Here is a 23,873-nt window from a genome sequence, read left to right on the forward strand (position 1 = left end):
AAGCAAATGGAGCACAGCAATGGCTAGATCACTGACTACCAGCGTTTCCACCTTCGCCCTGGTGGCGGCACTGGGACTCACCGCGAGCACTGCAACGGCCCAGGACAGCCTCACCGTGGTGTCCTGGGGCGGCGCCTATGGCGCGGCGCAGAAGAAGCATGTCATCGACCCCTATCAGAAGGAAACCGGGGTCAAGGTGCTGTTCGAGGACTACTCCGGCGGCGTCGCCGAGATCAAGGCACAGGTCGAGTCGGGCAACATCCAGTGGGACGTGGTCGACTTCGAGGTGATCGACCTCGAGCGCGCCTGCTCCGAAGGCCTGCTGGAAAGCCTCGACCACAGCGCCCTGCCGCCCGGCATCGACGGCACCCCGGCCGCGCAGGACTTCATCCCCGAAGCCCTGGCCAGCGAGTGCGCGGTGGGCAATATCGTCTGGTCGGTGGTGTTCGCCTACAACCAGAACACCATCGGCGGCACCAAGGCTGCCAGCATTCAGGACTTCTTCGACACCAGCAAGATTCCCGGCAAGCGCGCCATGCGCAAGCGCCCGCAGGTGAACATGGAGTGGGCGCTGCTGGCCGATGGCGTGGCGCCCGCCGAAGTCTACGAGGTGCTCGCCACCCCCGAAGGCCAGCAGCGCGCCTTCGACAAGCTGGCCAGCATCAAGAAGGACATCGTCTGGTTCGACTCCTGGTCGCAGGCGCCGCAGCTGCTCAATGACGGCGGCGCCGTGCTGGTGCAGTCGGCCAACGGCCGCTTCTACGACGCCATCGTGCAGGAGAAGAAACCCTTCGAGATCGTCTGGGACGGCCACGTCTACGACCTCGACGCCTGGGCCATCGTCAAGGGCTCGAAGAAGAAGGACCTGGCCATGGAGTTCATCAAGTACGCCACCGGCTCCAAGCCGCTGGCCGGCATGCCGGACGTGGCCTACGGCCCGACCCGCAAGTCGTCCATGCCGCTGGCCGACCAGAGCGCGACCCCGCACCTGCCCACCGCCCACCTGGACAAAGGCATCCAGGCCGGCTCGGAGTTCTGGGCCGACTACGGCGAATCGCTGGGCGAGAAGTTCAACGAGTGGCTGTTGAAGTAAAGGCCATCGGCTCCCCTCTCCCACTTGTGGGAGAGGGAGCTATTTAGGGGCTCGCTGTACGCCCTGCTTTTCGGAGTAACACCTTGTCATCGCTCACCACCAGCGAAGCCGGCCAAGCCGCCAGTGCCCGCCGCAAGAAGCGCCTCACCGCCTTCCTGTTCGTGGCGCCGCTGCTGCTGTTCATCCTCGTCACCTTCGTCGCCCCCATCGGCAGCATGCTGTGGCGCAGCGTGTATCACCCGACGGTGGCCGAGCTGATCCCCCTGACCCTGGCCGAACTGGAGCGCTGGGACGATCACAAGCAGTTGCCGGACGAACGCACGCTGAGCGTGTTCGTCAGCGAACTGCACGCCCTCGACAAGCAGCGCCTGTCCGGCAAGCTGTCCGAGGAGTTCAACCGCGCCTTCACCGGCATGTCCAGCGTGGTCAAATCCACCGCACGGCGCATCGGCCGGATGGATGCCGAAGCATTGTCGAGCCAGGGCGTCGAGACCCTGCTCGAGAGCCACCGCAACTGGAGCCGCCCCGAGCTGTGGTACGCCATCGAACGTGCCGGCAAGGTCTACACCTACGACTACTACCTGACCGCCCTGGACCTGGAGCTGCATCCCGATGAAGGCATCCAGGTGCGCCAGGACACGCAGATCTATCTGCAGCTGTACTCCAAGACCCTGAACATGGCGCTGGTCATCACCCTGCTCTGCGCCCTGCTCGGCTACCCGCTGGCCTATTACCTGGCCGGCCTGCCGTCGAATCGCGCCAACCTGCTGCTGGTGCTGGTACTGCTGCCGTTCTGGACCTCACTGCTGGTGCGCACCACCTCATGGATCGCGCTGCTGCAGACCAACGGCGTGATCAATTCCACGCTCATGGGCATCGGCCTGATCAGCCAGCCCTTCGAGATGCTCTACACCTCGTTCGCCACCGTGGTGGCGATGACCCACATCCTGCTGCCGTTCATGATCCTGCCGCTGTACAGCGTGATGCGCGGCATCGACCCCAGCTACCTGCGCGCCGCCCTGAGCCTGGGCGACAAGCCGATCCCGGCCTTCGCCCGCATCTACTTCCCCATGACCCTGCCCGGCCTCAGCGCCGGAGCGCTCCTGGTGTTCATCATCTCGGTGGGCTACTACATCACCCCGGCGCTGGTGGGCGGCACGGACGGGCAGATGATCAGCAACATCATCGCCTTCCACATGCAGCGCTCGAACAACTGGGAGCTGGCCGCCGCACTGGGCTCGCTGCTGCTGGGGCTGATCCTGCTGCTGTACTGGGTCTACGACCGCTTCGTTGGCGCCAGCAATATCAAGTTGGGATGACGAGACGATGAAGATCCCCGCCTACTACGGTTTCTGGCACCACCTCGGCAACTGGCTGCTCAAGGTCAGTTCCTGGCTGGTGCTGCTGTTTCTGATCCTGCCGATCCTGGTGATCGTGCCGCTGTCGTTCAATGCCGAGCCGTTCTTCAGCTTCACCGAAGGCATGCTCACGCTGGACCCGGAGGCCTACTCGCTGCGCTGGTATCGGGAGATTCTCAACGACCCGAAATGGATCCTGGCGATCAAGAACAGCTTCGTCATCGGCATCTTCGCCACCGTCCTGGCCACGGTGCTCGGCACCTGCGCCGCGGTGGGCCTGGCGCGCGACGACATGCCGTATCGCCGCTTCATCACCGCCCTGCTGCTGTCGCCGATGATCGTGCCCCTGATCATCACCGCCGCCGGCATGTTCTTCTTCTACTCCAACCTCGGCCTGGCCGGCAGCTACCTGGGGGTGATCCTCGCCCACGCCGCGCTCGGCACGCCCTTCGTGATCATCACCGTCACCGCCACGCTCACCGGCTTCGACTACAGCCTGGCGCGCGCCGCCCTGAACCTGGGCGCCACACCGCTGCGGGTGTTCTTCGACATCATCATGCCGCTGATCCGCCCCGGGGTGATCAGCGGCGCGCTGTTCGCCTTCATCACCTCGTTCGACGAGGTGGTGGTGATCCTGTTCATGGCCGGCCCGCAGCAGCGCACCATTCCGCGGCAGATGTTCTCGGGCCTGCGCGAGCAGATCAACCCGAGCATCCTGGCCATCGCCACCCTGCTGATTCTGGTGTCCATCGCGCTCTTGGTAACCATCGAACTGCTGCGCCGCCGCGCCGAACGCCTGCGCGGCATCGAAATTCCGACCTGATGCCCCGCCCCGCAGGGCGGAGCATCCCGCGCCGCTAGAACCCGCGGCGCTCCACCGACCACAGCAGGCTGCTGCACAGGCTGCACAAGGTGCCGTAGAAGGTGCCGCGTGCACTCTGGTCGTCCATCAGCTGGAAGCGGAACCAGGCGGTGCTGGGGCCGCGGTAGGCACCGCCGTCGCCGACCGGCTCGAAGTGGCTGACGTAACGCCGCTCACCCCAGAACACCGGCACGTTGGCGCGCAAGTAGACCGGCTGGGCGTTGAGGTAGGGAATGGCGATGGTGTCGCCACCACCGGACATCAGAAACATCGGCCCCTGCTGGCGACGCTGCGAGGCGCTGTCGTGCCCCAGGCCGATGGTGTAGGGCTGGATCGGCGCCGTGGTGCGCACCCGGGTGTCCTGCCCGGCCATGATCGAACCGCCGCCGCCCTGGGAATGCCCGGAGGTACCGACTCGCCCGGTATTGAGCTTGCCGGCGTAGGTGCCGTAGGGGTTGTCGTTCTCCCGCACCAGATAGTCCAGGCAGGCCAGCATTTCCCGGCCCGTGCCGGCGTTGGAGGTTTCCGCCGCCGCCACCACGAAGCCGTGGCTGGCCCAGTGCGACAGCAGCCCGGCATAGGTCGACGGCCCGGTACCGGTGCCATTGCCCCAGAGAATCACCGGATGGCGCACGCCGCCCTGCCCCAGGTTGCTGGGCCGGTAGATGCGACAGCTTGGCCCCTCGCTCTGGTTACTGGTGGCGTACGGACCACTGCGGTCGAAATTGGCTACGGCCGGAAATGGCGCTCCCGGCGTATCCGGCAGGGGAGCGGCCAAGGCGGTGGAGCAGACCAGCAGGCAGGCGGCCGCCAGGCCACCGAGTTTCAAGTCGAGCATCGGAAGGTTCCTCGTTCCATTGTTGTTGTACGAGTCGCCATCGCCCTGCGAACCACCACATCGGCAGAGCGGCGCAGCACACATCCTTGCGCTGGCGAGTGCGGGCGCCGATGGAGCAGAGCGCACCATCGCGCAGCCTAGATGACCTTAAGGTCAGGCCAGCAGTCGCCCGAACGGCGCAACCGGATGAACGGCATCGCACCAAGGAACGACGGCCACCTGCACCGGCAATCAGTCGCGCCTTGGCGCTGCGCCGGTGGCGGGCGTAGAATCGGAGCATTCCTCGCCACCATCCCCTGGCGGGCCCTGAGCACGGGCCAGACGCGCGCCCACCCGCGGCGTCCTGCGGCCCCGCCGAACGCACGGCCACCTTCCGTTTGCATCCGGTTCAGTCGACGCTCACCATACGAACATCACCTGATCAGCCGCAGGAACCGTGTCATGCCCGATTACCGCTCGAAAACCTCCACCCACGGCCGCAACATGGCCGGCGCCCGTGCCCTGTGGCGCGCCACCGGGATGAAGGACGAAGACTTCAAGAAGCCGATCATCGCCATCGCCAACTCCTTCACCCAGTTCGTGCCTGGCCACGTGCACCTGAAGGACCTCGGCCAGCTGGTCGCCCGCGAGATCGAGAAGCACGGCGGCGTGGCCAAGGAATTCAACACCATCGCCGTGGACGACGGCATCGCCATGGGCCACGACGGCATGCTCTATTCGCTGCCGAGCCGCGAGATCATCGCCGACTCCGTCGAATACATGGTCAACGCCCACTGCGCCGACGCCATCGTCTGCATCTCCAACTGCGACAAGATCACCCCCGGCATGCTGATGGCCGCCCTGCGCCTGAACATCCCGGTGGTGTTCGTCTCCGGCGGGCCGATGGAAGCCGGCAAGACCAAGCTGGCCAACCACGGCCTGGACCTGGTCGACGCCATGGTGGTGGCGGCCGACGATTCCTGCTCCGACGAGAAAGTCGCCGAATACGAGCGCAGCGCCTGCCCGACCTGCGGCAGCTGCTCCGGCATGTTCACCGCCAATTCGATGAACTGCCTGACCGAGGCCCTGGGCCTGTCGCTGCCGGGCAACGGCTCGACCCTGGCCACCCACGCCGATCGCGAGCAGCTGTTCCTGCGCGCCGGGCGCCTGGTCGTCGAGCTGTGCCAGCGCTACTACGGCGAGGGCGACGAGTCGGTGCTGCCGCGCAACGTCGCCAGCTTCAAGGCGTTCGAGAACGCCATGACCCTGGACATCGCCATGGGTGGTTCCACCAACACCATCCTGCACCTGCTGGCCGCCGCCCAAGAGGCCGAGCTGGCCTTCGACCTGCGCGACATCGATCGCCTGTCGCGCAAGGTGCCGCAGCTGTGCAAGGTGGCGCCGAACATCCAGAAGTACCACATGGAAGACGTGCACCGCGCCGGCGGCATCTTCTCCATCCTCGGCGAGCTGGCCCGTGGCGGCCTGCTGCACACCGACGTGCCGACCGTGCACAGCCCGAGCATGGCCGACGCCATCGCCCAGTGGGACATCACCCAGACCCGCGACGAGAAGGTGCACACCTTCTTCAAGGCCGGCCCGGCCGGTATCCCGACCCAGGTCGCCTTCAGCCAGAGCACCCGCTGGGACACCCTGGACGATGACCGCGAGAACGGCTGCATCCGCTCGGTCGAGCACGCCTATTCGCAGGAGGGTGGCCTGGCGGTGCTGTACGGCAACATCGCCCTGGACGGCTGCGTGGTGAAGACCGCTGGCGTGGATGAATCCATCCACGTCTTCGAAGGCACGGCGAAGATCTTCGAAAGCCAGGACAGCGCGGTCAAAGGCATCCTCGCCGACGAAGTGAAGGCCGGCGACATCGTCATCATCCGCTACGAAGGCCCGAAAGGCGGCCCGGGCATGCAGGAAATGCTCTACCCGACCAGCTACCTGAAGTCCAAGGGCCTGGGCAAGGTCTGCGCCCTGCTCACCGACGGCCGCTTCTCCGGCGGCACTTCGGGCCTGTCCATCGGCCACGCCTCGCCGGAAGCCGCCGCCGGCGGCGCCATCGGCCTGGTCAAGGACGGCGACAAGGTGCTGATCGACATCCCCAACCGCAGCATCAACCTGCTGGTGTCGGATGAAGAGCTGGCCGTGCGCCGCGCCGAGCAGGACAAGAAGGGCTGGAAGCCGGTGCAGCCGCGCGCGCGCAAGGTCTCGACCGCGCTCAAGGCCTACGCCCTGCTCGCCACCAGCGCCGACAAGGGCGCGGTACGCGACAAGGCGATGCTGGACGGCTGATCGCTGCTGCACACGAAAGCCCGGCCACCGTGCCGGGCTTTTTCTTGCCCACGGCCTTTGCATCGGAGCGCAATCGGCCGCAAGCTGGCCGCTCGCTCACACAGGAGTCACCCATGCGCATCGGCCTGATCGCCGACACCCACAACCTGCTGCGCCCCGAAGCGCTGGCAGCGCTGCATAGCGTCGATCATCTGATCCACGCTGGCGATATCGGTGGGCCGCATATTCTCGCCGAACTGCAGCGCATCGCGCCGCTGTCGGTGGTGCGCGGCAACAATGATGACCAGGCCTGGGCCGACGCCATTCCTGAGCAATTGGTCCTGCGCTTCGATGCGGTCAGCCTTTATGTACTGCACGATCTCAAGCAATTGGCCATCGATCCCAAGGCCGAAGGCATCGACGTGGTAATCGCCGGGCATTCGCACAAGCCGCTGCAGGAAGAGCGCGATGGCGTGCTCTACCTCAACCCCGGTAGCGCCGGCCCGCGACGCTTCAAGCTGCCCATCGGCGTGGGCATCCTGCATATCGAGGATGGCCGGGTACGAGCCGAGCTGATCACACTGCAGGTCTGATGCGGGAGCTGGAATTGGTGGGCTGAAGCGGATCGCCGCCCGGCCCACCCTACTCGATCGGGCAGGGCTGTAGGCTGGGCTTCAGCCCACCAGTCAAAACACCACGCCAGCAAGGCAGATGAACGAGTCCCATCCACCCTGCTGTGACATTCGACCTTGAAAAACGCCATGGGCGAAGCCATCTAGGCAGATACGGCCTTTCAGCGCCGACCCCATTCCCGCCTGATGGAGAACCCCATGACCCTCGACGAGCTCAACGCCATTCCCGGCGTGACCGCCAAGCCCGACGTCGCCACCGCCGACTTCGTCTACAACCACACCATGATCCGCGTGAAGGATCTGCAGAAATCCCTGGACTTCTACACCCGCGTGCTGGGCTTCACCCTGCTGGAGAAGAAGGATTTCCCCGACGCCGAGTTCAGCCTGTACTTCCTCGCCTTGATCGCCGACAAATCGCAGATCCCGGCCGATCCGGCCGCCCGCCATCAGTGGCGCAAGTCCATCCCCGGTGTGCTGGAGCTGACCTATAACTACGGCACCGAGAAAGACCCGGAATTTGCCTACCACAGCGGCAACAGCGACCCGCGCGGCTTCGGCCACCTGTGCGTGTCGGTGCCGGACATCAAGGCGGCCTGCCAGCGTTTCGAAGACCTCGGTGTGCCCTTCCAGAAGCGCCTGACCGACGGGCGCATGCGCGACATCGCCTTTATCAAGGACCCGGACGGCTACTGGGTGGAGATCATCCAGTTCACCGAAGTGATCTGACGCTCGAACCTAGCGAGGGGCTGCCTCCCGCGAGGCTGCCCCACGTCGTCGCAGGGATCAACTGACGCCGACGTAACGATCGGCCCGGTGATTGATCGCCAGCACCAGATTGAGCATCACCGCCCCCAGCACCGAGAGCAGCACCTTGTCTGGCGACACCACGAAGATGGCCGCCAGCACGATACTCGCGTCGATGGCCATCTGCACCGCACCCGCACGAAAGCCGAAGCGTTCCTGCATGTACAGGGCGAGAATGTTCACCCCGCCCAGGCTGGCGCGATGGCGGAACAACATGAGCAACCCCAGGCCCATCGCAGCGCCACCGAACAATGCGGCATAAAGCGCGCTGAGGTGAGCGAAGGCGACCCAGTGCGGCGTCGCCTCGGCCAGCAGCGAAACCAGCAGCACCGCGCAACCGGTACGCAGGGTGAAGCCCCAGCCCATGCGCCAGATACCGAGCAGGTAGAACGGCAGGTTGACCAGGCAGAACACCAGCCCGAACGACCAGCCGGCCTGATAGTTGGCCAGAAAGGCGATGCCGACGGTGCCGCCGGTGAGCAGGCCGGCATGCGTATAAAAGGCGATGCCCAAGGCCACCAGGGCGGTGCCGAACAGCAAGGCCAGCGCATCCTCCCACAGCGGGTGGCGCACGAAGAGTGCAGCGACGGCGCTCGGGCGCTCGTCGACGGGTGATTGATCAGTCATCGAAAATTCCTGCAGCAACATTCAAATTACGGCAGAGGCAAGGCAATGGCTGTCTTGCGCGCTGGTGGGATCAGGCGGCAGAGACAGCCGGAACGGTCGTTATGCTTATGCGCCGCGCCGTTCCCACACTTCGAAGGCGTAGAAGGGCGTCTCGGCGGAGGCCGGATGCTCGACGCTGGAGGTCATGCGCCAGGCCGACTCGTCGATTTGCGGAAAGAACGCATCACCCTCAGGCTCGAGGCCGACCCGGGTCAGATACAGGCGATCGGCCTGTTCCAGGCCCAGCTCATAGAGCTGCGCGCCGCCGATCAGCATCAGTTCCTCGGCATCCTCTTCACGCGCCCAAACATCGGCGCGCTCGATGGCCGCTTCCAGGGTGGCGAATACCTCGGCGCCCTCCAGGGTCAGGCCCGGCTGGCGGCTGACCACCAGATTGAGCCGGCCCGGCAGCGGGCGACCGAGCGAATCCCAGGTCTTGCGCCCCATGATGATCGGCTTGCCCAGCGTCAGGGCCTTGAAGTGCTTGAGATCCGCCGGCAGATGCCAGGGCAGTTGGTTGTCGCGGCCGATCACGCGGTTGTCGGCGAGGGCGGCGATCAGGCAGAGGGGCAGTGTCGTTTTCATGGCCGCGAGCATAGCAGAGCGCCCCGCGCACCCGCAGCCCACCTTTGGCTTTGCCGAATGGCGCACAGAACCGTCTAGGCTTGGACCTCTGTAGCAGAATCGTCACCCTTGCCGGTGCAGGCTTGGGTTTCCATCCCCGTGCAAGGAGGTACCACCATGTTGACCAAACCGCTTCGCAGCTGGCTGCTCTGCGCCGGCCTGTTGCTACCGACCCTCGGCCTCGCCGCGCCAGCCAAGCCCGACAGCGTGCAGGCCGCCATCGACTGGGCGCAGCAACAGCCCCTGGCGCACAAGGGCAAGCCCCATGGCGACGCCAAACCGCTGGTCATCGCCCACCGCGGCGCCAGCGGTTACGTCCCCGAACACACCCTGGCGGCCTACGCCCTGGCCATCCTGCAGGGCGCGGATTACGTCGAGCCGGACCTGGTGATGACCCGCGACGGCCAGCTGGTGGCCCGTCATGACAACGAGCTGGGGCTGACCACCGACGTGGCACAGCGTCCGGAGTTCGCCAACCGCAAGCGCACCCAGACGGTGGACGGCGTCAGCCTGGAGGGCTGGTTCAGCGAGGACTTCAGCCTGGCCGAACTCAAGACCCTGCGCGCCATCGAACGCATCCCGCAGGTGCGCCCGGCCAATACCCGTTTCGACGGCCAGTTCGAGATCCCAACCCTGCAGGAGATCATCGACCTGGTGAAGAGCCTGCAACTCAGCCAGCAGCGGGTCATCGGCCTGTACCCGGAAACCAAGCACCCGACCCACTTCCAGCAGATCGGCCTGGCCATGGAGCAGCCACTGGTCAAGGTGCTTAAGCGCAACGGTTACAACAGCGCCAAGGCGCCGGTGTACATCCAGTCCTTCGAGGTGGAGAACCTCAAGACCCTCAGCCGTCTGACCCAGGTGCGCCTGGTGCAACTGCTGTGGACCGAGGGCCAGCCCTATGACCAGCAGGTGCTCGGCACCGGTCTGAGCTACGCGCAGATGATCACGCCCAAGGGCCTGAAGGCCATCGCCCGCTACGCCAGCGGCATCGGCCCGGAGAAAGGCATGGTCATCCCGCGCGACGCCGCCGGCAATCTGACCACGCCCACCAGCCTGGTGCGTGACGCCCATGCGGCCAAGCTCAAGGTCCACCCCTACACCTTCCGCGCCGAGAACGCCTTCCTGCCCACCAGCCTGCGCAACGGCAGCGAACCGGCCGAGCGCGGCGATATCGAGGCAGAGCTGCGCGCCTTCCTCGCCACCGGCATCGACGGTCTGTTCATCGACCAGCCGGACATCGCCGTGCGCCTGCGCCAGCAGCGCTGAGTCGCGCCGTGACGGATCAGGGGTTATCCTCAACCCCTGATCCGCACGACGAGACGCCGCGTGACTGACGCCTCCTCCCCTACGCCCCTGCAACGCCTCTGGCTCAGCGAGACCATTCGCCTGCGCGAGGAACACGCCGGCCCGCTCGAAGACGCCGAGGCCAATCGCCTGGCCCGCGCCGAGGACGGCGACCTGGCCGAGCGCATCCAGCATCGCGCCCTGTTTCTGGCCCGCCGTGATGGTCAGTGGCAGGCGCTGCTGCACTGGCTGCAGGGCGCGCGCCTGGCCGGCCTGCTGCTCGCCCTGCTGGCCCTGCTCAGCGGCGCCGGCCTGGCCCTGGCGGCACTGGGCGACGGGCGTCAGCCGGTCAATGTGTTCTGGGCCCTGGGCAGCCTGCTCGGGCTAAACCTGCTGATGTTGCTTGGCTGGCTGCTCGGCCTGCTGCTGACACGCGACCACCCCGGCGCACTCGGTCGTCTGTGGCTATGGCTCAGCGAGAAGCTGGCGCGCGATGCCAGCGCCGCGCAATTGGCCCCGGCCCTGCTGCTGATGCTGCAACGCCAGCGCCTGACTCGCTGGGGCCTGGGCCTGCTGGTCAACGGCCTGTGGACCCTGGCCATGCTCGCCGCGCTGACCACCCTGTTGCTGCTGCTCGCCACCCGCCGCTACGGCTTCGTCTGGGAGACCACCATCCTCGCCGGCGACACCTTCATCGCCCTGACCCAGAGCATCGGCGCCCTGCCCGCGCTGCTCGGTTTCAGCCTGCCGGATATCGAGGTCATTCGCGCCAGCGGCGATGCCGCCATCGCCAGCGAAGCCGCCCGGCAGAGCTGGGCCGGCTGGCTGGTCGGCGTGGTGCTGGTCTACGGCCTGCTGCCACGCCTGCTGCTGGCGCTGCTGTGCCTGTGGCGCTGGCAGTCAGGCACGCGCAGGCTGCGCCTGGATCTCGACCTGCCGGGCTACAGCCTGCTGCGACAGCGCCTGCAACCGGACAGCGAACGCCTCGGCGTCTGCGACCTGGCGCCAGCCGCTCTGCACCAGCCGCAAGGCGGCGCCAATGCCCAACCTGGCAGTGGCGCCCTCCTGCTCGGCCTGGAGCTGGACGAGCGCCGTCCCTGGCCACCGCTGCCGCTACCGAAGGGCGTGGCCGATGCCGGGGTGATCGACAGCCGCGAGCAGCGCCGCCAGTTGCTCGAACAGCTGACCCGCTTCCCGCCCCAGCGCCTGGCCATCGCCTGCGACCCACGCCGCTCGCCGGATCGCGGCACGCTGGCGCTGCTCGGCGAACTGGCACGCTCGTCTTCTGCCACACGCATCTGGCTGCTGCCGCCTGCCCCCGGCGAATGCCTGGACAGCGCCCGCCTGGCGGACTGGCACCAGGCCCTCGGCACGCTGGGACTGCCCCATGGCGACACCGCGCCGCTGAACTGGCTGGAGAGCGGACATGACTGATCACCACCTTCTCTCCCCCACCCCCTCTCGCGCGGGCGGGAGAGGGGAGCGCGTAGCCCGGATGCAATCCGGGGAAACCGTGCCAGGGTCTACACCATGAACCAGCCGCTGAAACTCGCCCTGGTCGGCCATACCAACGTCGGCAAAACCTCGCTGCTGCGCACCCTGACCCGCGATGTGGAATTCGGCGAAGTCTCGCCGCGCGCCAGCACCACGCGCCATGTCGAGGGTGCGCGGCTGTCGGTGGACGGCCAGGCGCTGCTGGAGCTGTACGACACCCCCGGCCTGGAAGACGCCATCGCCCTGCTCGACTACCTGGAGCGCCTCGACCGTCCCGGCGAGCGGCTGGACGGCCCGGCGCGTCTGGCCCGTTTCCTCGAAGGCAGCGAGGCGCGCCAGCGCTATGAGCAGGAAGCCAAGGTGCTGCGCCAGTTGCTGGCCTCCGACGCCGGCCTGTACGTGATCGACGTGCGCGAGCCAGTGCTGGCCAAGTACCGCGACGAACTGGCGGTACTGACCATGTGCGGCCGCCCGCTGCTGCCGGTGCTCAACTTCGTCGCCAGCGCCAGCCACCGCGAAGGCGAGTGGCGCGAAGCCCTGGCGCGTCTCGGCCTGCACGCCCTGGTGGCGTTCGACAGCGTGGCACCGCCGGAGGATGGCGAACGGCGTCTCTACGAAAGCCTCGCCCTGCTGCTGGAGCGCTCGCGCCCGCAGTTGCAGCGCCTGATCGAGGATCACGAGGCGCAGCGCCGCACGCGGCGCCAGGCCGGTCAGCGCCTGATCGCCGAGCTGCTGATCGACTGCGCCGCCTGCCGCCGCAGCGTCGCCGCTCAGCCGTTGCTGGAGCAGGCCGCCGTGAACGAGCTGCGTGCAGCCATTCGCCAGCGTGAACAGCGCTGCGTCGAAGCCCTGCTGCGCCTGTACGCCTTCCGCAGCAGCGATGCCAAGGCGGCCGACCTGCCGCTGCTCGATGGCCGCTGGGGCGACGATCTGTTCAACCCGGAAACCCTCAAGCAACTGGGCATCAAGGTCGGCGGCGGCATGGCCGCAGGTGCTGCCACCGGCGTAGGCGTCGACCTGCTGGTCGGCGGCATCACCCTCGGCGCGGCTGCCGCATTGGGCGCGGTGATCGGTGGCAGCGCGCAGACCCTGCGCAATTACGGGGAAAGACTGAAAGGAAAACTGAAGGGCCAGCGCGAGCTGACCGTCGACGACGCCGTGCTGCGCCTGCTTGCCCTGCGTCAGCAGCAACTGCTGGCGGCACTGGATAAACGCGGCCACGCCGCCATGGACGCCATCGCCCTCGGCGCCCCGCAGGAAACCCTATGGCGCCAGGGCAAGCTGCCCGCCCCACTGAACGTGGCACGCGCCCATCCCGAATGGTCGTCGCTCAACCCCGGCGCACGCCTGGAAGAGGCTGACCGCCATGAACAGGTGCAGCGCCTGGCGTCAGAGTTGCCCTGACCCGGACGAGTCCGAGCCATCAGGTGCGCGCGGCGCACCCTACGAGCGCGGCCCCTTGGCCTGGGTGAACGGAAATGAGGGGCGAGCCGCCCCCGAGCAGGCCCTACACCGCCACCGGCGCCTTGATATGTGGGTGCGCCTCGTAGCCGACCAGTTCGAAGTCCTCGAACCTGAAGGCCAGCAGGTCCTTTACCTCGGGGTTGAGCTTCATGGTCGGCAGCGGCAGCGGCTGGCGGGTCAGCTGCAGGTCGGCCTGCTCGATATGGTTGGCGTACAGGTGGCAGTCGCCGCCGGTCCAGATGAACTCGCCCGGCTGCAGATCGCACACCTGCGCCACCATCAGCGTCAGCAGCGCGTAGCTGGCGATATTGAAGGGCACGCCGAGGAAGATGTCCGCCGAGCGCTGATACAGCTGGCAGCTCAGCTTGCCGTCGGCCACATAGAACTGGAACAGCGCGTGGCACGGCGGCAGGGCCATCTGCTCGACCAGCGCCGGGTTCCAGGCCGAGACGATCAGACGGCGCGAATCCGGGTTCTTCCTGATCATCTCGATCAGTTTGGCGATCTGGTCGATGGACTCGCCATTGGGCGCCGGCCAACTGCGCCACTGGTAGCCGTAGACCGGGCCGAGGTCGCCGTTCTCGTCGGCCCACTCGTCCCAGATGCTGACGCCGTTGTCCTTGAGGTACTTGATGTTGGTGTCGCCCTGCAGGAACCACAGCAGCTCGTGGATGATCGAGCGCAGGTGACACTTCTTGGTGGTGACGATGGGGAAGCCATCGGCCAGGTCGAAGCGCATCTGGTAGCCGAACACGCTGTAGGTGCCGGTACCGGTGCGGTCTTCCTTGAAGGTGCCGTGCTTGCGCACATGGCGCATCAGGTCGAGGTACTGTTTCATCAGGCGGCTCCTTGTACGGGCTGGCGCTTGTAGGCGTAGGCGATCAGGCCGATGCCGCCGAGGATCATCGGCAGGCAGAGGATCTGCCCCATGGTCAGCCAGCCCCAGGCCAGGTAGCCCAGCTGGGCATCCGGCACGCGAACGAACTCGACGATGAAGCGGAACACGCCGTAGCAGGCGGCGAACATGCCGGACACGGCCATGGTCGGCCGCGGTTTGCGCGAATAGAACCAGAGGATGGTGAACAGCACCACGCCCTCCAGGGCGAACTGGTACAGCTGCGACGGATGGCGCGCCAGTTGCTCAGGGTCGGTGGGGAAGACCATCGCCCAGGGCACATCGGTGGCCTTGCCCCACAGCTCGGCGTTGATGAAGTTGCCGATGCGTCCGGCGCCCAGGCCGATGGGTACCAGCGGGGCGATAAAGTCCATCAGCTCGAAGAAGCTCTTGCCATTGCGCTTGCCGAACCACCAGGTCGCCAGCATCACCCCGATCAGCCCGCCGTGGAACGACATGCCGCCTTCCCAGACCCGCAGGATCTTCGCCGGTTCGGCGATATAGGCGGCAAAGTCATAGAAGAACACGTAACCCAGGCGCCCGCCGAGAATCACGCCCATGGCCACCCAGAACACCAGATCGGACAGCTTTTCCTTGCTCCAGCTGGCATCGAAGCGCGCCAGGCGGCGCGACGCCAGCCACCAGGCACCTCCAATACCCACCAGGTACATCAGGCCGTACCAATGGATTTTCAGCGGGCCGAGGGCAATGGCCACCGGGTCGATCTGCGGATAAGGCAGCATCAGAAACTCCTTAGATCAGAAAACTCAGGCCCACGCTCAGCAGCAGCAGGGCGAACAGACGCTTGAGCAGACGCGGCGACAGGCGATGGGCCAGACGCGCGCCGAAACGGGCAAAGAACATGCTGGTCAGCGCAATCCCCAGCAATGCCGGGAGATAGATGAACCCGACGCTCCACTGCGGCAGATTCGGATTCCCCCAGCCGGTGAACATGAAACTCAGCGCGCCGGCGATGGCGATCGGCAGACCACAGGCTGCCGACGTCGCCACCGCCTGCTGCATCGGTACGCTGCGCCAGACCAGAAAGGGCACGGTCAACGAACCGCCGCCGATGCCGAAGATCGCCGAAGCCCAGCCGATTACCCCGCCAGCCACCGCCAGCGCGGGCTTGCCTGGGACATCGCGACTGGCCCTGGGTTTCAGGTCCAGCGCCAGCTGCACGGCGATGACGATGGCGAAGGTGCCGATGATCTTCTGCAGCAGCGGCCCCTGAATCAGCGCCGCGGTCAGTGCCCCCAGCGCCGCACCGAGCAGAATCCCCAGGCTCAGCCAGCGAAACAGCGGCCAGCGCACCGCGCCCTTGCGATGATGCTCGAGCAGCGAATTGATCGAGGTAAAGACGATGGTCGCCAGCGAGGTACCTACCGCCAGGTGGGTGAGGATCTCGCTCGGCATGCCCTGCGAGGTGAAGCTCAGCACCAGTACCGGCACGATGATCAACCCGCCACCCACGCCGAACAGGCCAGCCAGCACACCGGCGGCCGCACCCAGCACCAGGTAGAGCAGCAGTTCCATCGACACCCCCAAAAACAAAGCGGCATGGTAACGGAATTGCCTGGGCAACGGCAGGCTCCGGGCGTCGGGGACAGGTGATCGCGCCCCCTGCGGCTTGCGAAGCGATGGCGATACTGAGAATGAATGTGCATCTGATAGCTAGAACGCCAGGTTACCGCTCGTGCTAGCCTGCTAGGCGACACTCACACCAGGATCGCCCCATGTGCCTGATCGTTCTTGCCTGGCGCCCCGGTCATCCGCAGCCGCTGCTGCTGGCCGCCAATCGTGACGAGTTCTATAGCCGCCCAACCTGGCCCCTGCGCGAATGGGAAGATGCCCCCGGTCTGTTCGCCGGACGCGACCTGCAGGCAGGCGGCACCTGGTTGGGGGTAACCGCGGACGGGCGCTTCGCCGCGCTGACCAATATCCGCGACCCCAGCCAGCCGCCCGGGCGGCGCTCGCGCGGCGAGCTGCCGATCGACTTCCTGCGCAGCGCGCTGGAGCCCCAGGCCTACCTGCAGCGAGTGGCGGACAAAGCCGCGGATTACGCCGGCTTCAACCTGCTGCTCGGTGATAGGCGACAGCTCTGGTACTACAACAGCCAGGAAGACCAGCCGCACGCCCTGGCGGAAGGTCTCTACGGCCTGTCCAACGCCAGACTCGACAGCCCCTGGCCCAAGCTGCAGCGGGCCAAGGCCGCGCTGGAGAATTGCCTGGACGCACCGGACAGCGAGCGCCTGCTGGCATTGTTGGCCGATACCGAGCGGCCACCCGAGCATCTGCTGCCGGACACCGGCGTCGGCCCGGCGGTCGAGCGCCTGCTGTCGACGGTATTTATCGCCAGCGCCAACTACGGCACCCGCGCCAGCACGGCGCTGATCCTCAACGCCGACGCCAGCTGGGAGCTGGTCGAACACAGCTTCGGCCCGCAGGGCGTGCCGCTGGGCGAGGTCGCCATCCGCAGGTAAGCGGGGCGTAGGGTGGATAACGCTTCCATCCACCATTGGTGGACGAGGCGGCCGCGCGAGCCAATGTCAGCAGAGAGGCGGTTGGTGCGCACGGCGCACCCTACGTCAGGGTCATCGCCGCGGCCCGCAGCCGCGGTTCAGGCCTGGATATTCGACGCTGGGTTGATCACCCGACCCAGGCCCAGATTGCGCAGCGCCAGGTGCAGGGTGCTGTAGATCAGGTGCGGATTGTCCATGGTCATCACCTGACCGAGCAACTCCTTGGCCTTGCTCTGGGTGACCTGACGCAGCAGCCATTTCACCTTGGGCAGGTTGGTGGCGTTCATCGACAGCGAATCGAAGCCCATGGCCAGCAGCAGCACGGCCGCGGCCGGATCGCCGGCCATCTCGCCGCAGATGCTCACCGGCTTGCCTTCGAGATGCGCGTCGTTGACCACCTTCTGCAGCGCCTGCAGCACCGCCGGGTGGAGGAAGTCGTAGAGGTCGGCGACCCGCGGGTTGTTGCGGTCGACCGCCAGCAGGTACTGGGTGAGGTCGTTGGAGCCGACCGAGAGGAAGTCCACCTGGCGCGCCAGCTCCCGGGTCTGGTACACCGCCGCCGGGATCTCGATCATCACGCCGATAGGCGGCAGCGGCACGTCGGTGCCTTCGTCACGCACCTCGCCCCAGGCGCGGTGAATCAGGTGCAGCGCCTCTTCCAGCTCCTGGGTGCCGGAAATCATCGGCAGCAGGATACGCAGGTTGTTCAGTCCCTCGCTGGCCTTGAGCATGGCGCGGGTCTGCACCAGGAAGATTTCCGGGTGGTCGAGGGTGACGCGAATGCCGCGCCAGCCGAGGAAGGGGTTCTCTTCCTTGATCGGGAAATAGGACAGCGCCTTGTCACCGCCGATATCCAGGGTGCGCATGGTCACCGGCAGCGGGTGAAAGGCCTGCAGCTGTTCGCGGTAAGTGGCGAGCTGCTCCTTCTCGCTGGGGAAGCGCTCGTTGATCATGAACGGCACTTCGGTGCGGTACAGGCCGACGCCCTCGGCACCGCGCTGCTGGGCACGGGCCACGTCGGCGAGCAGGCCGGTATTGACCCACAGCGGCATGCGGTGGCCGTCGAGCGTCTCGCAGGGCAACGCGCGCAGGGCATCGAGCCCTTCGGTGAGCTGACGCTCCTCCTCGACCACGTCGGCGTACTGCTTGCTCAGCAGCTCGCTGGGGTTGGTGAAGACTTCGCCGTGGTAGCCGTCGACGATCAGCTTGATGCCGTCGATCTTCGAATACGGCAGATCGACCACGCCCATGACCGTGGGGATGCCCATGGCGCGGGCGAAGATCGCCACGTGGGAGTTGCCCGAGCCGGTGACCGAGATCAGACCGGCCAGCTTGCCTTCGGGGACTTCGCCGAGCATCGCCGGCGACAGTTCCTCGCTGACCAGGATGGTGTTGTCCGGGTAGACCAGCGAGGTCTTGCGTTCTTCCTGCAGGTAGGCGAGCAGGCGTCGGCCGAGGTCGCGCACGTCGCTGGCGCGCTCGCGCAGGTAGGCATCGTCCATCAGCTCGAAGCGTTTGACGTGGTCGAGCACCACCTGACGCAGGGCGCCCTGCGCCCACTGGCCGCTCTTGATGACCTTGCGCACCTCGTTACCCAGGGCGGCATCGTCGAGCATCATCAGGTACACGTCGAACAGCGCGCGCTCTTCCTTGCGCAACTGCGTGGCGAGTTTCTCGGACAGCTCCTGCATGTCCTCGCGCACCCAGCCCAGGGCCTTGTCGAACAGCTCCAGCTCGGCGGCGATATCGTCGACGCTGCGGTCCGGCACCACGTTCAGATCAGCCGGGGGCAGCACCACCACCGCAGTACCCACCGCCGCCCCAGGCGCGCCCGGCACGCCGACGAACTTGGCCTCCTGCACACCCTTGCCCTGGCGACCGAGGCCCCGAATCGAACCAGTCGCCTCGGCATGGGCGATAACGCCGGCGAGCTGCGCGCTCATGGTGACCAGGAAGGCTTCCTCGCCCTCGTCGAACTGGCGGCGCTCCTTCTGCTGCACCACCAGTACGCCCATCACGCGGCGATGGTGGATGATCGGTGCGCCGAGGAAGGAGGCGTAGCGCTCCTCGCCGGTCTCGGCGAAGTAGCGATAGCGCGGGTGATCGGCGGCGTTTTCCAGGTTCAGCGGTTCCTCGCGGGTACCGACCAGGCCGACCAGGCCTTCGCTGGGGGCCATGCTGACCTTGCCGATGGAGCGCTTGTTGAGGCCTTCGGTGGCCATCAGCACGAAACGGTTGGTTTCCGCGTCGAGCAGGTAGACCGAGCACACCTGGCTGCCCATGGCCTCCTTGACCCGCTGCACGATGATCGACAGCGCCGCCTTGAGATCCTTGGCGGCGTTAACTTCCTGGACGATCTTGCGCAGCGTGTTGAGCATGCTCGATTGCGGTCCGTATCAGTCGCGCACTATCAGGCGCGGGGCGAGTTCCTTGAGTGCGCGGCGGTACACCTCGCGCTTGAATGTGACCACCTGGCCCAGCGGGTACCAGTAGCTGACCCAGCGCCAGCCATCGAACTCGGGCTTGCCGGTCAGGTCCATGCGCACCCGGTCCTCGGCACCGGTCAGGCGCAGCAGAAACCACTTCTGCTTCTGCCCGATGCACAGCGGCTGGCTGTGGGTGCGCACCAGGCGCTGCGGCAGACGATAACGCAACCAGCCGCGGGTGCAGGCGAGGATCTTCACATCCTGCTCTTCCAGCCCCACTTCTTCGTTCAGTTCGCGGTACAGCGCCTCTTCCGGCGACTCACGATCGTTGATGCCGCCCTGGGGAAACTGCCAGGCATCCTGGTTGATGCGCCGGGCCCAGAGCACCTGCCCGACATCATTGGTCAGGATGATGCCGACATTCGGGCGGAAACCATCAGAATCGATCACGGCAGGCAACCTCGTACACGCAAGTTCCGGCATTGTTCCACAAAGCCGAGTCCAGCAGCAACGCGGGTTTGGAGGCAGTGGGAAAGCCCGGCCAAAGCCGCTATTCTGGCGCGCCCCGAACATTTGCAGAACAGGTACAGAACCGTGCGCTTGGCCCTTTTCGATCTCGACAACACCCTGCTGGCTGGCGACAGCGATCACAGCTGGGGCGAATTCGTCTGCCAGCGCGGCCTGGTCGACGCGGCCGAGTACCTGGCGCGCAACGACGCCTTTTATGCCGACTACTGTGCCGGCAAGCTGGACGTGGTGGCCTACCAGAACTTCAGCCAGGCCATTCTGGGTCGCAGTGAAATGGCGCAACTGGCGCAGTGGCACCGCGAGTTCATGGCCGAGGTGATCGAGCCGATCATCCTGGCCAAGGGCGAGGCGCTGCTGGCCGAACACCGTGAGGCCGGTGACAAGCTGGTGATCATCACCGCCACCAACCGTTTCGTCACCGCTCCGATTGCCGAACGCCTGGGCGTGGAGACGCTGATCGCCACCGAGTGCGGCATGCAGGACGGTCGCTATACCGGGCAGATCACCGGCACGCCGTGCTACCAGGGCGGCAAGGTGACGCGCCTGAACGAATGGCTGGCCGAGACGGGGTACAACCTGGACGGCGCCTACTTCTATAGCGACTCGCGCAATGACCTGCCGCTGCTCGAGGCCGTGGCCAACCCGGTAGCGGTCGACCCGGATGAGGTACTGCGCGCCACCGCCCTCGAACGCGGCTGGCCGGTGATTTCGCTGCGCTGAGCGCACGCCGCACAAACGCCGCAGGGTGCGCCGCGCGCACCACTCAGGTTCCGGCCTTAGTAGCCGGGCGCACGGCCTGGGCGGCCCCGGGACACTCTACAGGGCTGGGCAGTCGAGATTCATCGAACCACACGCCCTCTCCCGCCCTTCGGGCACCCTCTCCCATAAATGGGAGAGGGTCATCAGAAGCCGCTCTGCGGCTGCTTCATACCGGCTTGGCTCCCATCAACGCCATGATGGCGATCAAGAGCAGCAGAATCAGCCCCGCATAGATCAGGCACAGACGCTTGAGCGACGTCGGTGCCGGCGCATCGCCCAGCGCGCGCCAGGCCGCCAGGCGGGCGGCCAGAAGCAAACCGAGCAGCATCATCAGCGCATAGAGAATGCTGCCCAGCAGCAGCCAGGTCTGCCCCAGCGGCCAGCCGGCGGTATCCACCAGCCAGTAGCCGGTCACCGGCAGGCTCAGCGCCAGCACGGCGAACGCCGGGAAGCTGAACAGCAGGGTCACGCGCAGCTTGCGCGCCAGCACCGCCGCATCAGCCTTGCGCTGCGCCTTGAACAGCATGACGCCGTGGGCGATCAGGCCGAGCAGCAGCAGAACGCCCGGGGCGCCGTGGAGAATGCGAACCAGCAGGTAGTGTTCCATCAGGGGCTTCCTTGGTTATCAGGCGATTACGTAGGGTGGATAAACCGCCAGCGCTCTGGCGGGTCATCCACCCTACCGGTCGAAAGCGGTGCTCAGCCGAGAAACAGGCGATAAGCCGGGTTGTCGCTCTCGTCCCAGTAGGGGTAACCGATGGCGTCCAGCGCCGCGGGTACCAGGTGGCGCTCGTCGGCGGGCACCTGCAGGCCGGCGACCACACGGCCGTCGGCGGCGCCGTGGTTGCGGTAGTGGAACATGGAGATGTTCCAGCGCCCGCCGAGCTTCTGCAGGAAGTTGAACAGCGCGCCGGGGCGCTCGGGAAACTCGAAGCGCAGCACCATCTCGTCGCTGACCTGCGCCGCATGGCCGCCGACCATATGGCGGATATGCAGCTTGGCCAGCTCGTTGTCGGTCAGGTCCAGCACCGGGAAGCCCTGCGCGCGCAGGCCCTCGACCAGCGCCTGGCGTGGGTCGTTCTCCGGATGGGTCTGCACGCCGACGAAGATGTGCGCCTCGCGGTCGGTGTGGTAGCGGTAGTTGAACTCGGTGATCTGGCGTTTGCCCACCGCTTCGCAGAAGGCCTTGAAGCTGCCCGGCTGCTCGGGGATGGTCACGGCGATGATTGCCTCGCGCTTCTCGCCCAGCTCGGCGCGCTCGGCAACGTGGCGCAGACGGTCGAAGTTGACGTTGGCGCCCGAATCGATGCCCACCAGCACTTCGCCATTGCCGCCCTGGCGCTCGACGTACTTCTTGATCCCGGCCACCGCCAGCGCGCCGGCCGGCTCGGTGATCGAGCGGGTGTCGTCGTAGATGTCCTTGATCGCCGCGCAGATTTCATCAGTGCTGACGGTGATCACCTCGTCGACATGCTGCTTGCAGATATCGAAGGTGTGCTGGCCGATCTGCGCCACCGCCACGCCGTCGGCGAACAGCCCGACGCTCGGCAGCACCACGCGTTCACCCGCAGCCATGGCGGCCTGCAGGCAGTTGGAGTCGTCCGGCTCAACGCCGATCACCTTGATTTCCGGGCGCAGGTATTTGACGTAGGCGGCGATGCCGGCGATCAGGCCGCCACCGCCGACCGGCACGAAGATGGCGTCGATATGACCCTGGTGCTGGCGCAGCACCTCCATGGCCACGGTGCCCTGCCCGGCGATCACCAGCGGATCGTCGTAGGGGTGAATGTAGGTGTAGCCCTTCTCCTCCACCAGTTTCAGCGAATGCGCCAGCGCCTCGGGGAAGGCATCGCCGTGCAGCACCACCTTGCCGCCACGCGAACGCACGCCCTGCACCTTCAGCTCCGGCGTGGTGCGCGGCATGACGATGGTCGCCTTCACCCCCAGGTGCTTGGCCGCCAGAGCCAGACCCTGGGCGTGGTTGCCGGCCGAGGCGGTGACCACGCCGCGCGCCAGTTCTTCGGCCGAGAGCTGCGCCAGCTTGTTGTAGGCGCCGCGAATCTTGAACGAGTACACCGGCTGCAGATCCTCGCGCTTGAGCAGAATCTGGCTGCCCAGCCGCTCACTGAGCTGGCGGGCGGGTTGCAGCGGGGTTTCCACCGCGACGTCGTAGACGCGCGAGGTGAGGATCTTCTTCACGTACTGTTCGAGCATGGCGATTTCGCAGGCGTTAGGGCTTGGAGGGGAGCTGCCGAGTCTACCCCATGCGCGACCACCCGGGCACCCGACCAGCGGAGCGGAATCTCCGGCCGCTTCGCCAGTCTGCTTTCATGACCCGAGCAGTGCACCGTCAACCAGAGGATTTCCCCATGCCCATTGGTATTTCCCGCCTGCTCGTGCAAGGCACCCCAGCCGACGACCTGCTGGTCGCCCACCCCGAACCGAGCCGCCTGGTCGGTGGCAATGGCAACGACGTGCTGATCGACGGCCCCGGCAGCGACTCGCTGCTCGGCGGCAGTGGCGTGAACCGCCTGTATGGCGGGCTCGGCGACGACTACTACACCTACGACATCAACGCAGACGGTCGGGACGTGATCCTCGACTTCGACCCCACGCCCGGCAACATCGACACCCTGATCATCAACGAGAGCCTCGAAGAGTTCGGCCCGTTCGAGCGCTATCAGGACGACCTGCTGATCGGTCTGTACAGCACGCCGGCAGTGGTGACCATACGCAACTTCTTCCTCGACCCCGCGTTTCGCATCGAACGCTTTCGCTTCGGCGCCGTGCAGGTCACCGACAAGGATATTCTGCGCAGCTTCCACATCGACCCGCTGGCCCCGCCCGGCCGCACCGCGGACGATCCGCCCAGCTACACCGGCGAGCGCATCCGCCTGACCGGCAAGGAATGGGCCGACAGGCTGGTGGCGGGTGACCAGCCGACCTACATGCTCGGCCGCGGCGGCAACGACATGATGATCGGCAGCCGGCACAGCGACGTGCTCAACGGCGGCACGGTCAAGCCGATGTTCTTCGGCGACAATCAGTGGAACCAGCTCTACGGCGGGCCCGGCAACGACTACTACCAGGTCGACTACAGCTGGGATTTCAGCAACCACCGCATCTACGACTACGACACTACCCCCGGCAACATCGACACCCTGCAGATCCGCGGCCCGGTGACCGCCGACCAGGTGCGCCTGTATGGCGTGCAGGGCGGCTCGCTGTCCATCGAGCTGGACACCGAGCAACGCATCGTCATCGTCAACTACCTGCTGGACAAGGCCTTCGTGGTCGAAAGGATTCGCTTCGACGATGGCTCCGAACTGAACGAGGCCACCATTCGCCAGCGTCTCGGCCTG

General features: G+C 66.3%; 22 protein-coding genes. 12 read left to right on the forward strand and 10 right to left on the reverse strand.

Annotation, left to right across the window (positions count from 1 at the left end; all coding sequences use genetic code 11):
* The first annotated feature begins 19 nt into the window (after nucleotides 1-19).
* From N7333_RS16065 to N7333_RS16075, 3 genes are all read left to right on the forward strand, one after another.
* Complete coding sequence (locus tag N7333_RS16065; protein WP_004373891.1) at nucleotides 20-1,093, forward strand: ABC transporter substrate-binding protein; 1,074 nt, start codon at nucleotides 20-22, stop codon at nucleotides 1,091-1,093.
* An 83-nt stretch (nucleotides 1,094-1,176) separates the two neighbouring features.
* Nucleotides 1,177-2,412: an ABC transporter permease gene (locus N7333_RS16070; RefSeq protein WP_129482486.1), complete on the forward strand. Its 1,236-nt coding sequence runs from the start codon at nucleotides 1,177-1,179 to the stop codon at nucleotides 2,410-2,412.
* A 7-nt stretch (nucleotides 2,413-2,419) separates the two neighbouring features.
* On the forward strand, nucleotides 2,420-3,274 hold the full coding sequence (locus N7333_RS16075) for an ABC transporter permease (protein WP_004373893.1): 855 nt from the start codon (nucleotides 2,420-2,422) through the stop codon (nucleotides 3,272-3,274).
* A 34-nt stretch (nucleotides 3,275-3,308) separates the two neighbouring features.
* On the opposite strand, the gene N7333_RS16080 is transcribed toward N7333_RS16075, so the two are convergent.
* Complete coding sequence (locus N7333_RS16080; protein WP_004373894.1) at nucleotides 3,309-4,151, reverse strand: hypothetical protein; 843 nt, start codon at nucleotides 4,149-4,151, stop codon at nucleotides 3,309-3,311.
* Nucleotides 4,152-4,592: 441 nt separating this feature from the next.
* Here N7333_RS16080 and ilvD point away from each other — a divergent pair, with 441 nt between their 5' ends.
* From ilvD to gloA, 3 genes are all read left to right on the forward strand, one after another.
* The gene (gene ilvD / locus N7333_RS16085; RefSeq protein WP_004373898.1) at nucleotides 4,593-6,431 is read left to right on the forward strand and encodes a dihydroxy-acid dehydratase; all 1,839 of its coding nucleotides are present in this window, start codon (nucleotides 4,593-4,595) and stop codon (nucleotides 6,429-6,431) included.
* 113 nt (nucleotides 6,432-6,544) lie between these two features.
* On the forward strand, nucleotides 6,545-7,003 hold the full coding sequence (locus tag N7333_RS16090; protein WP_129482485.1) for a metallophosphoesterase family protein: 459 nt from the start codon (nucleotides 6,545-6,547) through the stop codon (nucleotides 7,001-7,003).
* A gap of 237 nt (nucleotides 7,004-7,240) precedes the next feature.
* On the forward strand, nucleotides 7,241-7,768 hold the full coding sequence (gene gloA, locus N7333_RS16095; RefSeq protein WP_096825362.1) for a lactoylglutathione lyase: 528 nt from the start codon (nucleotides 7,241-7,243) through the stop codon (nucleotides 7,766-7,768).
* A 57-nt stretch (nucleotides 7,769-7,825) separates the two neighbouring features.
* Here gloA and N7333_RS16100 read toward each other — a convergent pair whose 3' ends face one another.
* Nucleotides 7,826-8,473, reverse strand: a complete 648-nt coding sequence (locus N7333_RS16100) for a YitT family protein (RefSeq protein ID WP_004373905.1) — start codon at nucleotides 8,471-8,473, stop codon at nucleotides 7,826-7,828.
* Nucleotides 8,474-8,578: 105 nt separating this feature from the next.
* Nucleotides 8,579-9,109, reverse strand: a complete 531-nt coding sequence (locus N7333_RS16105) for a dihydrofolate reductase (protein WP_129482484.1) — start codon at nucleotides 9,107-9,109, stop codon at nucleotides 8,579-8,581.
* A gap of 144 nt (nucleotides 9,110-9,253) precedes the next feature.
* Here N7333_RS16105 and N7333_RS16110 point away from each other — a divergent pair, with 144 nt between their 5' ends.
* The 3 genes from N7333_RS16110 (at nucleotide 9,254) to N7333_RS16120 (ending at nucleotide 13,321) form a co-directional block, all read left to right on the forward strand.
* Nucleotides 9,254-10,405 carry a glycerophosphodiester phosphodiesterase gene (locus N7333_RS16110; protein ID WP_012020010.1) on the forward strand — a complete coding sequence of 384 codons (1,152 nt, stop codon included), beginning with the start codon at nucleotides 9,254-9,256 and terminating at the stop codon, nucleotides 10,403-10,405.
* Between the two features lie 60 nt (nucleotides 10,406-10,465).
* Nucleotides 10,466-11,857 (forward strand): DUF2868 domain-containing protein, encoded by a 1,392-nt coding sequence (locus N7333_RS16115; RefSeq protein ID WP_129482483.1) that lies wholly within the window; start codon nucleotides 10,466-10,468, stop codon nucleotides 11,855-11,857.
* A 96-nt stretch (nucleotides 11,858-11,953) separates the two neighbouring features.
* Entirely contained in the window at nucleotides 11,954-13,321 is a 1,368-nt protein-coding gene (locus N7333_RS16120) for a GTPase/DUF3482 domain-containing protein (RefSeq protein WP_129482482.1), read from the forward strand.
* A gap of 103 nt (nucleotides 13,322-13,424) precedes the next feature.
* Here the strand turns inward: N7333_RS16120 and N7333_RS16125 are convergent, their stop codons facing one another.
* The 3 genes from N7333_RS16125 to N7333_RS16135 are packed head-to-tail and all read right to left on the reverse strand — an operon-like array spanning nucleotide 13,425 to nucleotide 15,812.
* Nucleotides 13,425-14,219 carry a thymidylate synthase gene (locus N7333_RS16125; protein WP_129482481.1) on the reverse strand — a complete coding sequence of 265 codons (795 nt, stop codon included), beginning with the start codon at nucleotides 14,217-14,219 and terminating at the stop codon, nucleotides 13,425-13,427.
* On the reverse strand, nucleotides 14,219-15,019 hold the full coding sequence (gene lgt, locus N7333_RS16130; RefSeq protein WP_129482480.1) for a prolipoprotein diacylglyceryl transferase: 801 nt from the start codon (nucleotides 15,017-15,019) through the stop codon (nucleotides 14,219-14,221). Before lgt ends, N7333_RS16125 begins: the two co-directional genes overlap by 1 nt.
* A 10-nt stretch (nucleotides 15,020-15,029) precedes the next feature.
* Nucleotides 15,030-15,812, reverse strand: a complete 783-nt coding sequence (locus N7333_RS16135) for a sulfite exporter TauE/SafE family protein (protein ID WP_004373916.1) — start codon at nucleotides 15,810-15,812, stop codon at nucleotides 15,030-15,032.
* A 200-nt stretch (nucleotides 15,813-16,012) separates the two neighbouring features.
* Here N7333_RS16135 and N7333_RS16140 point away from each other — a divergent pair, with 200 nt between their 5' ends.
* Nucleotides 16,013-16,759, forward strand: a complete 747-nt coding sequence (locus N7333_RS16140) for an NRDE family protein (protein WP_129482479.1) — start codon at nucleotides 16,013-16,015, stop codon at nucleotides 16,757-16,759.
* Nucleotides 16,760-16,896: 137 nt separating this feature from the next.
* Here the strand turns inward: N7333_RS16140 and ptsP are convergent, their stop codons facing one another.
* Both ptsP and N7333_RS16150 read right to left on the reverse strand, forming a co-directional pair.
* The gene (ptsP, locus tag N7333_RS16145; protein WP_004373918.1) at nucleotides 16,897-19,176 is read right to left on the reverse strand and encodes a phosphoenolpyruvate--protein phosphotransferase; all 2,280 of its coding nucleotides are present in this window, start codon (nucleotides 19,174-19,176) and stop codon (nucleotides 16,897-16,899) included.
* A gap of 18 nt (nucleotides 19,177-19,194) precedes the next feature.
* A complete protein-coding gene (locus N7333_RS16150) occupies nucleotides 19,195-19,674 on the reverse strand; it encodes an RNA pyrophosphohydrolase (protein ID WP_004373919.1) in 480 nt (159 codons plus the stop codon).
* A gap of 144 nt (nucleotides 19,675-19,818) precedes the next feature.
* On the opposite strand from N7333_RS16150, the gene N7333_RS16155 reads away from it, so the two are divergent.
* A complete protein-coding gene (locus N7333_RS16155) occupies nucleotides 19,819-20,472 on the forward strand; it encodes an HAD family hydrolase (RefSeq protein ID WP_012020013.1) in 654 nt (217 codons plus the stop codon).
* A 205-nt stretch (nucleotides 20,473-20,677) separates the two neighbouring features.
* Here N7333_RS16155 and N7333_RS16160 read toward each other — a convergent pair whose 3' ends face one another.
* Entirely contained in the window at nucleotides 20,678-21,118 is a 441-nt protein-coding gene (locus N7333_RS16160; RefSeq protein ID WP_129482478.1) for a DUF2269 family protein, read from the reverse strand.
* Between the two features lie 92 nt (nucleotides 21,119-21,210).
* Complete coding sequence (gene ilvA / locus N7333_RS16165; protein WP_279859072.1) at nucleotides 21,211-22,731, reverse strand: threonine ammonia-lyase, biosynthetic; 1,521 nt, start codon at nucleotides 22,729-22,731, stop codon at nucleotides 21,211-21,213.
* A gap of 149 nt (nucleotides 22,732-22,880) precedes the next feature.
* On the opposite strand from ilvA, the gene N7333_RS16170 reads away from it, so the two are divergent.
* The coding region (locus tag N7333_RS16170; RefSeq protein WP_279859070.1) for a calcium-binding protein at nucleotides 22,881-23,873 on the forward strand (993 nt) is incomplete at its 3' end.

The sequence above is a fragment of the Pseudomonas sp. GD04158 genome (assembly GCF_029834875.1).
GTDB classification, from domain to species: Bacteria; Pseudomonadota; Gammaproteobacteria; order Pseudomonadales; family Pseudomonadaceae; genus Aquipseudomonas; species Aquipseudomonas hydrolytica.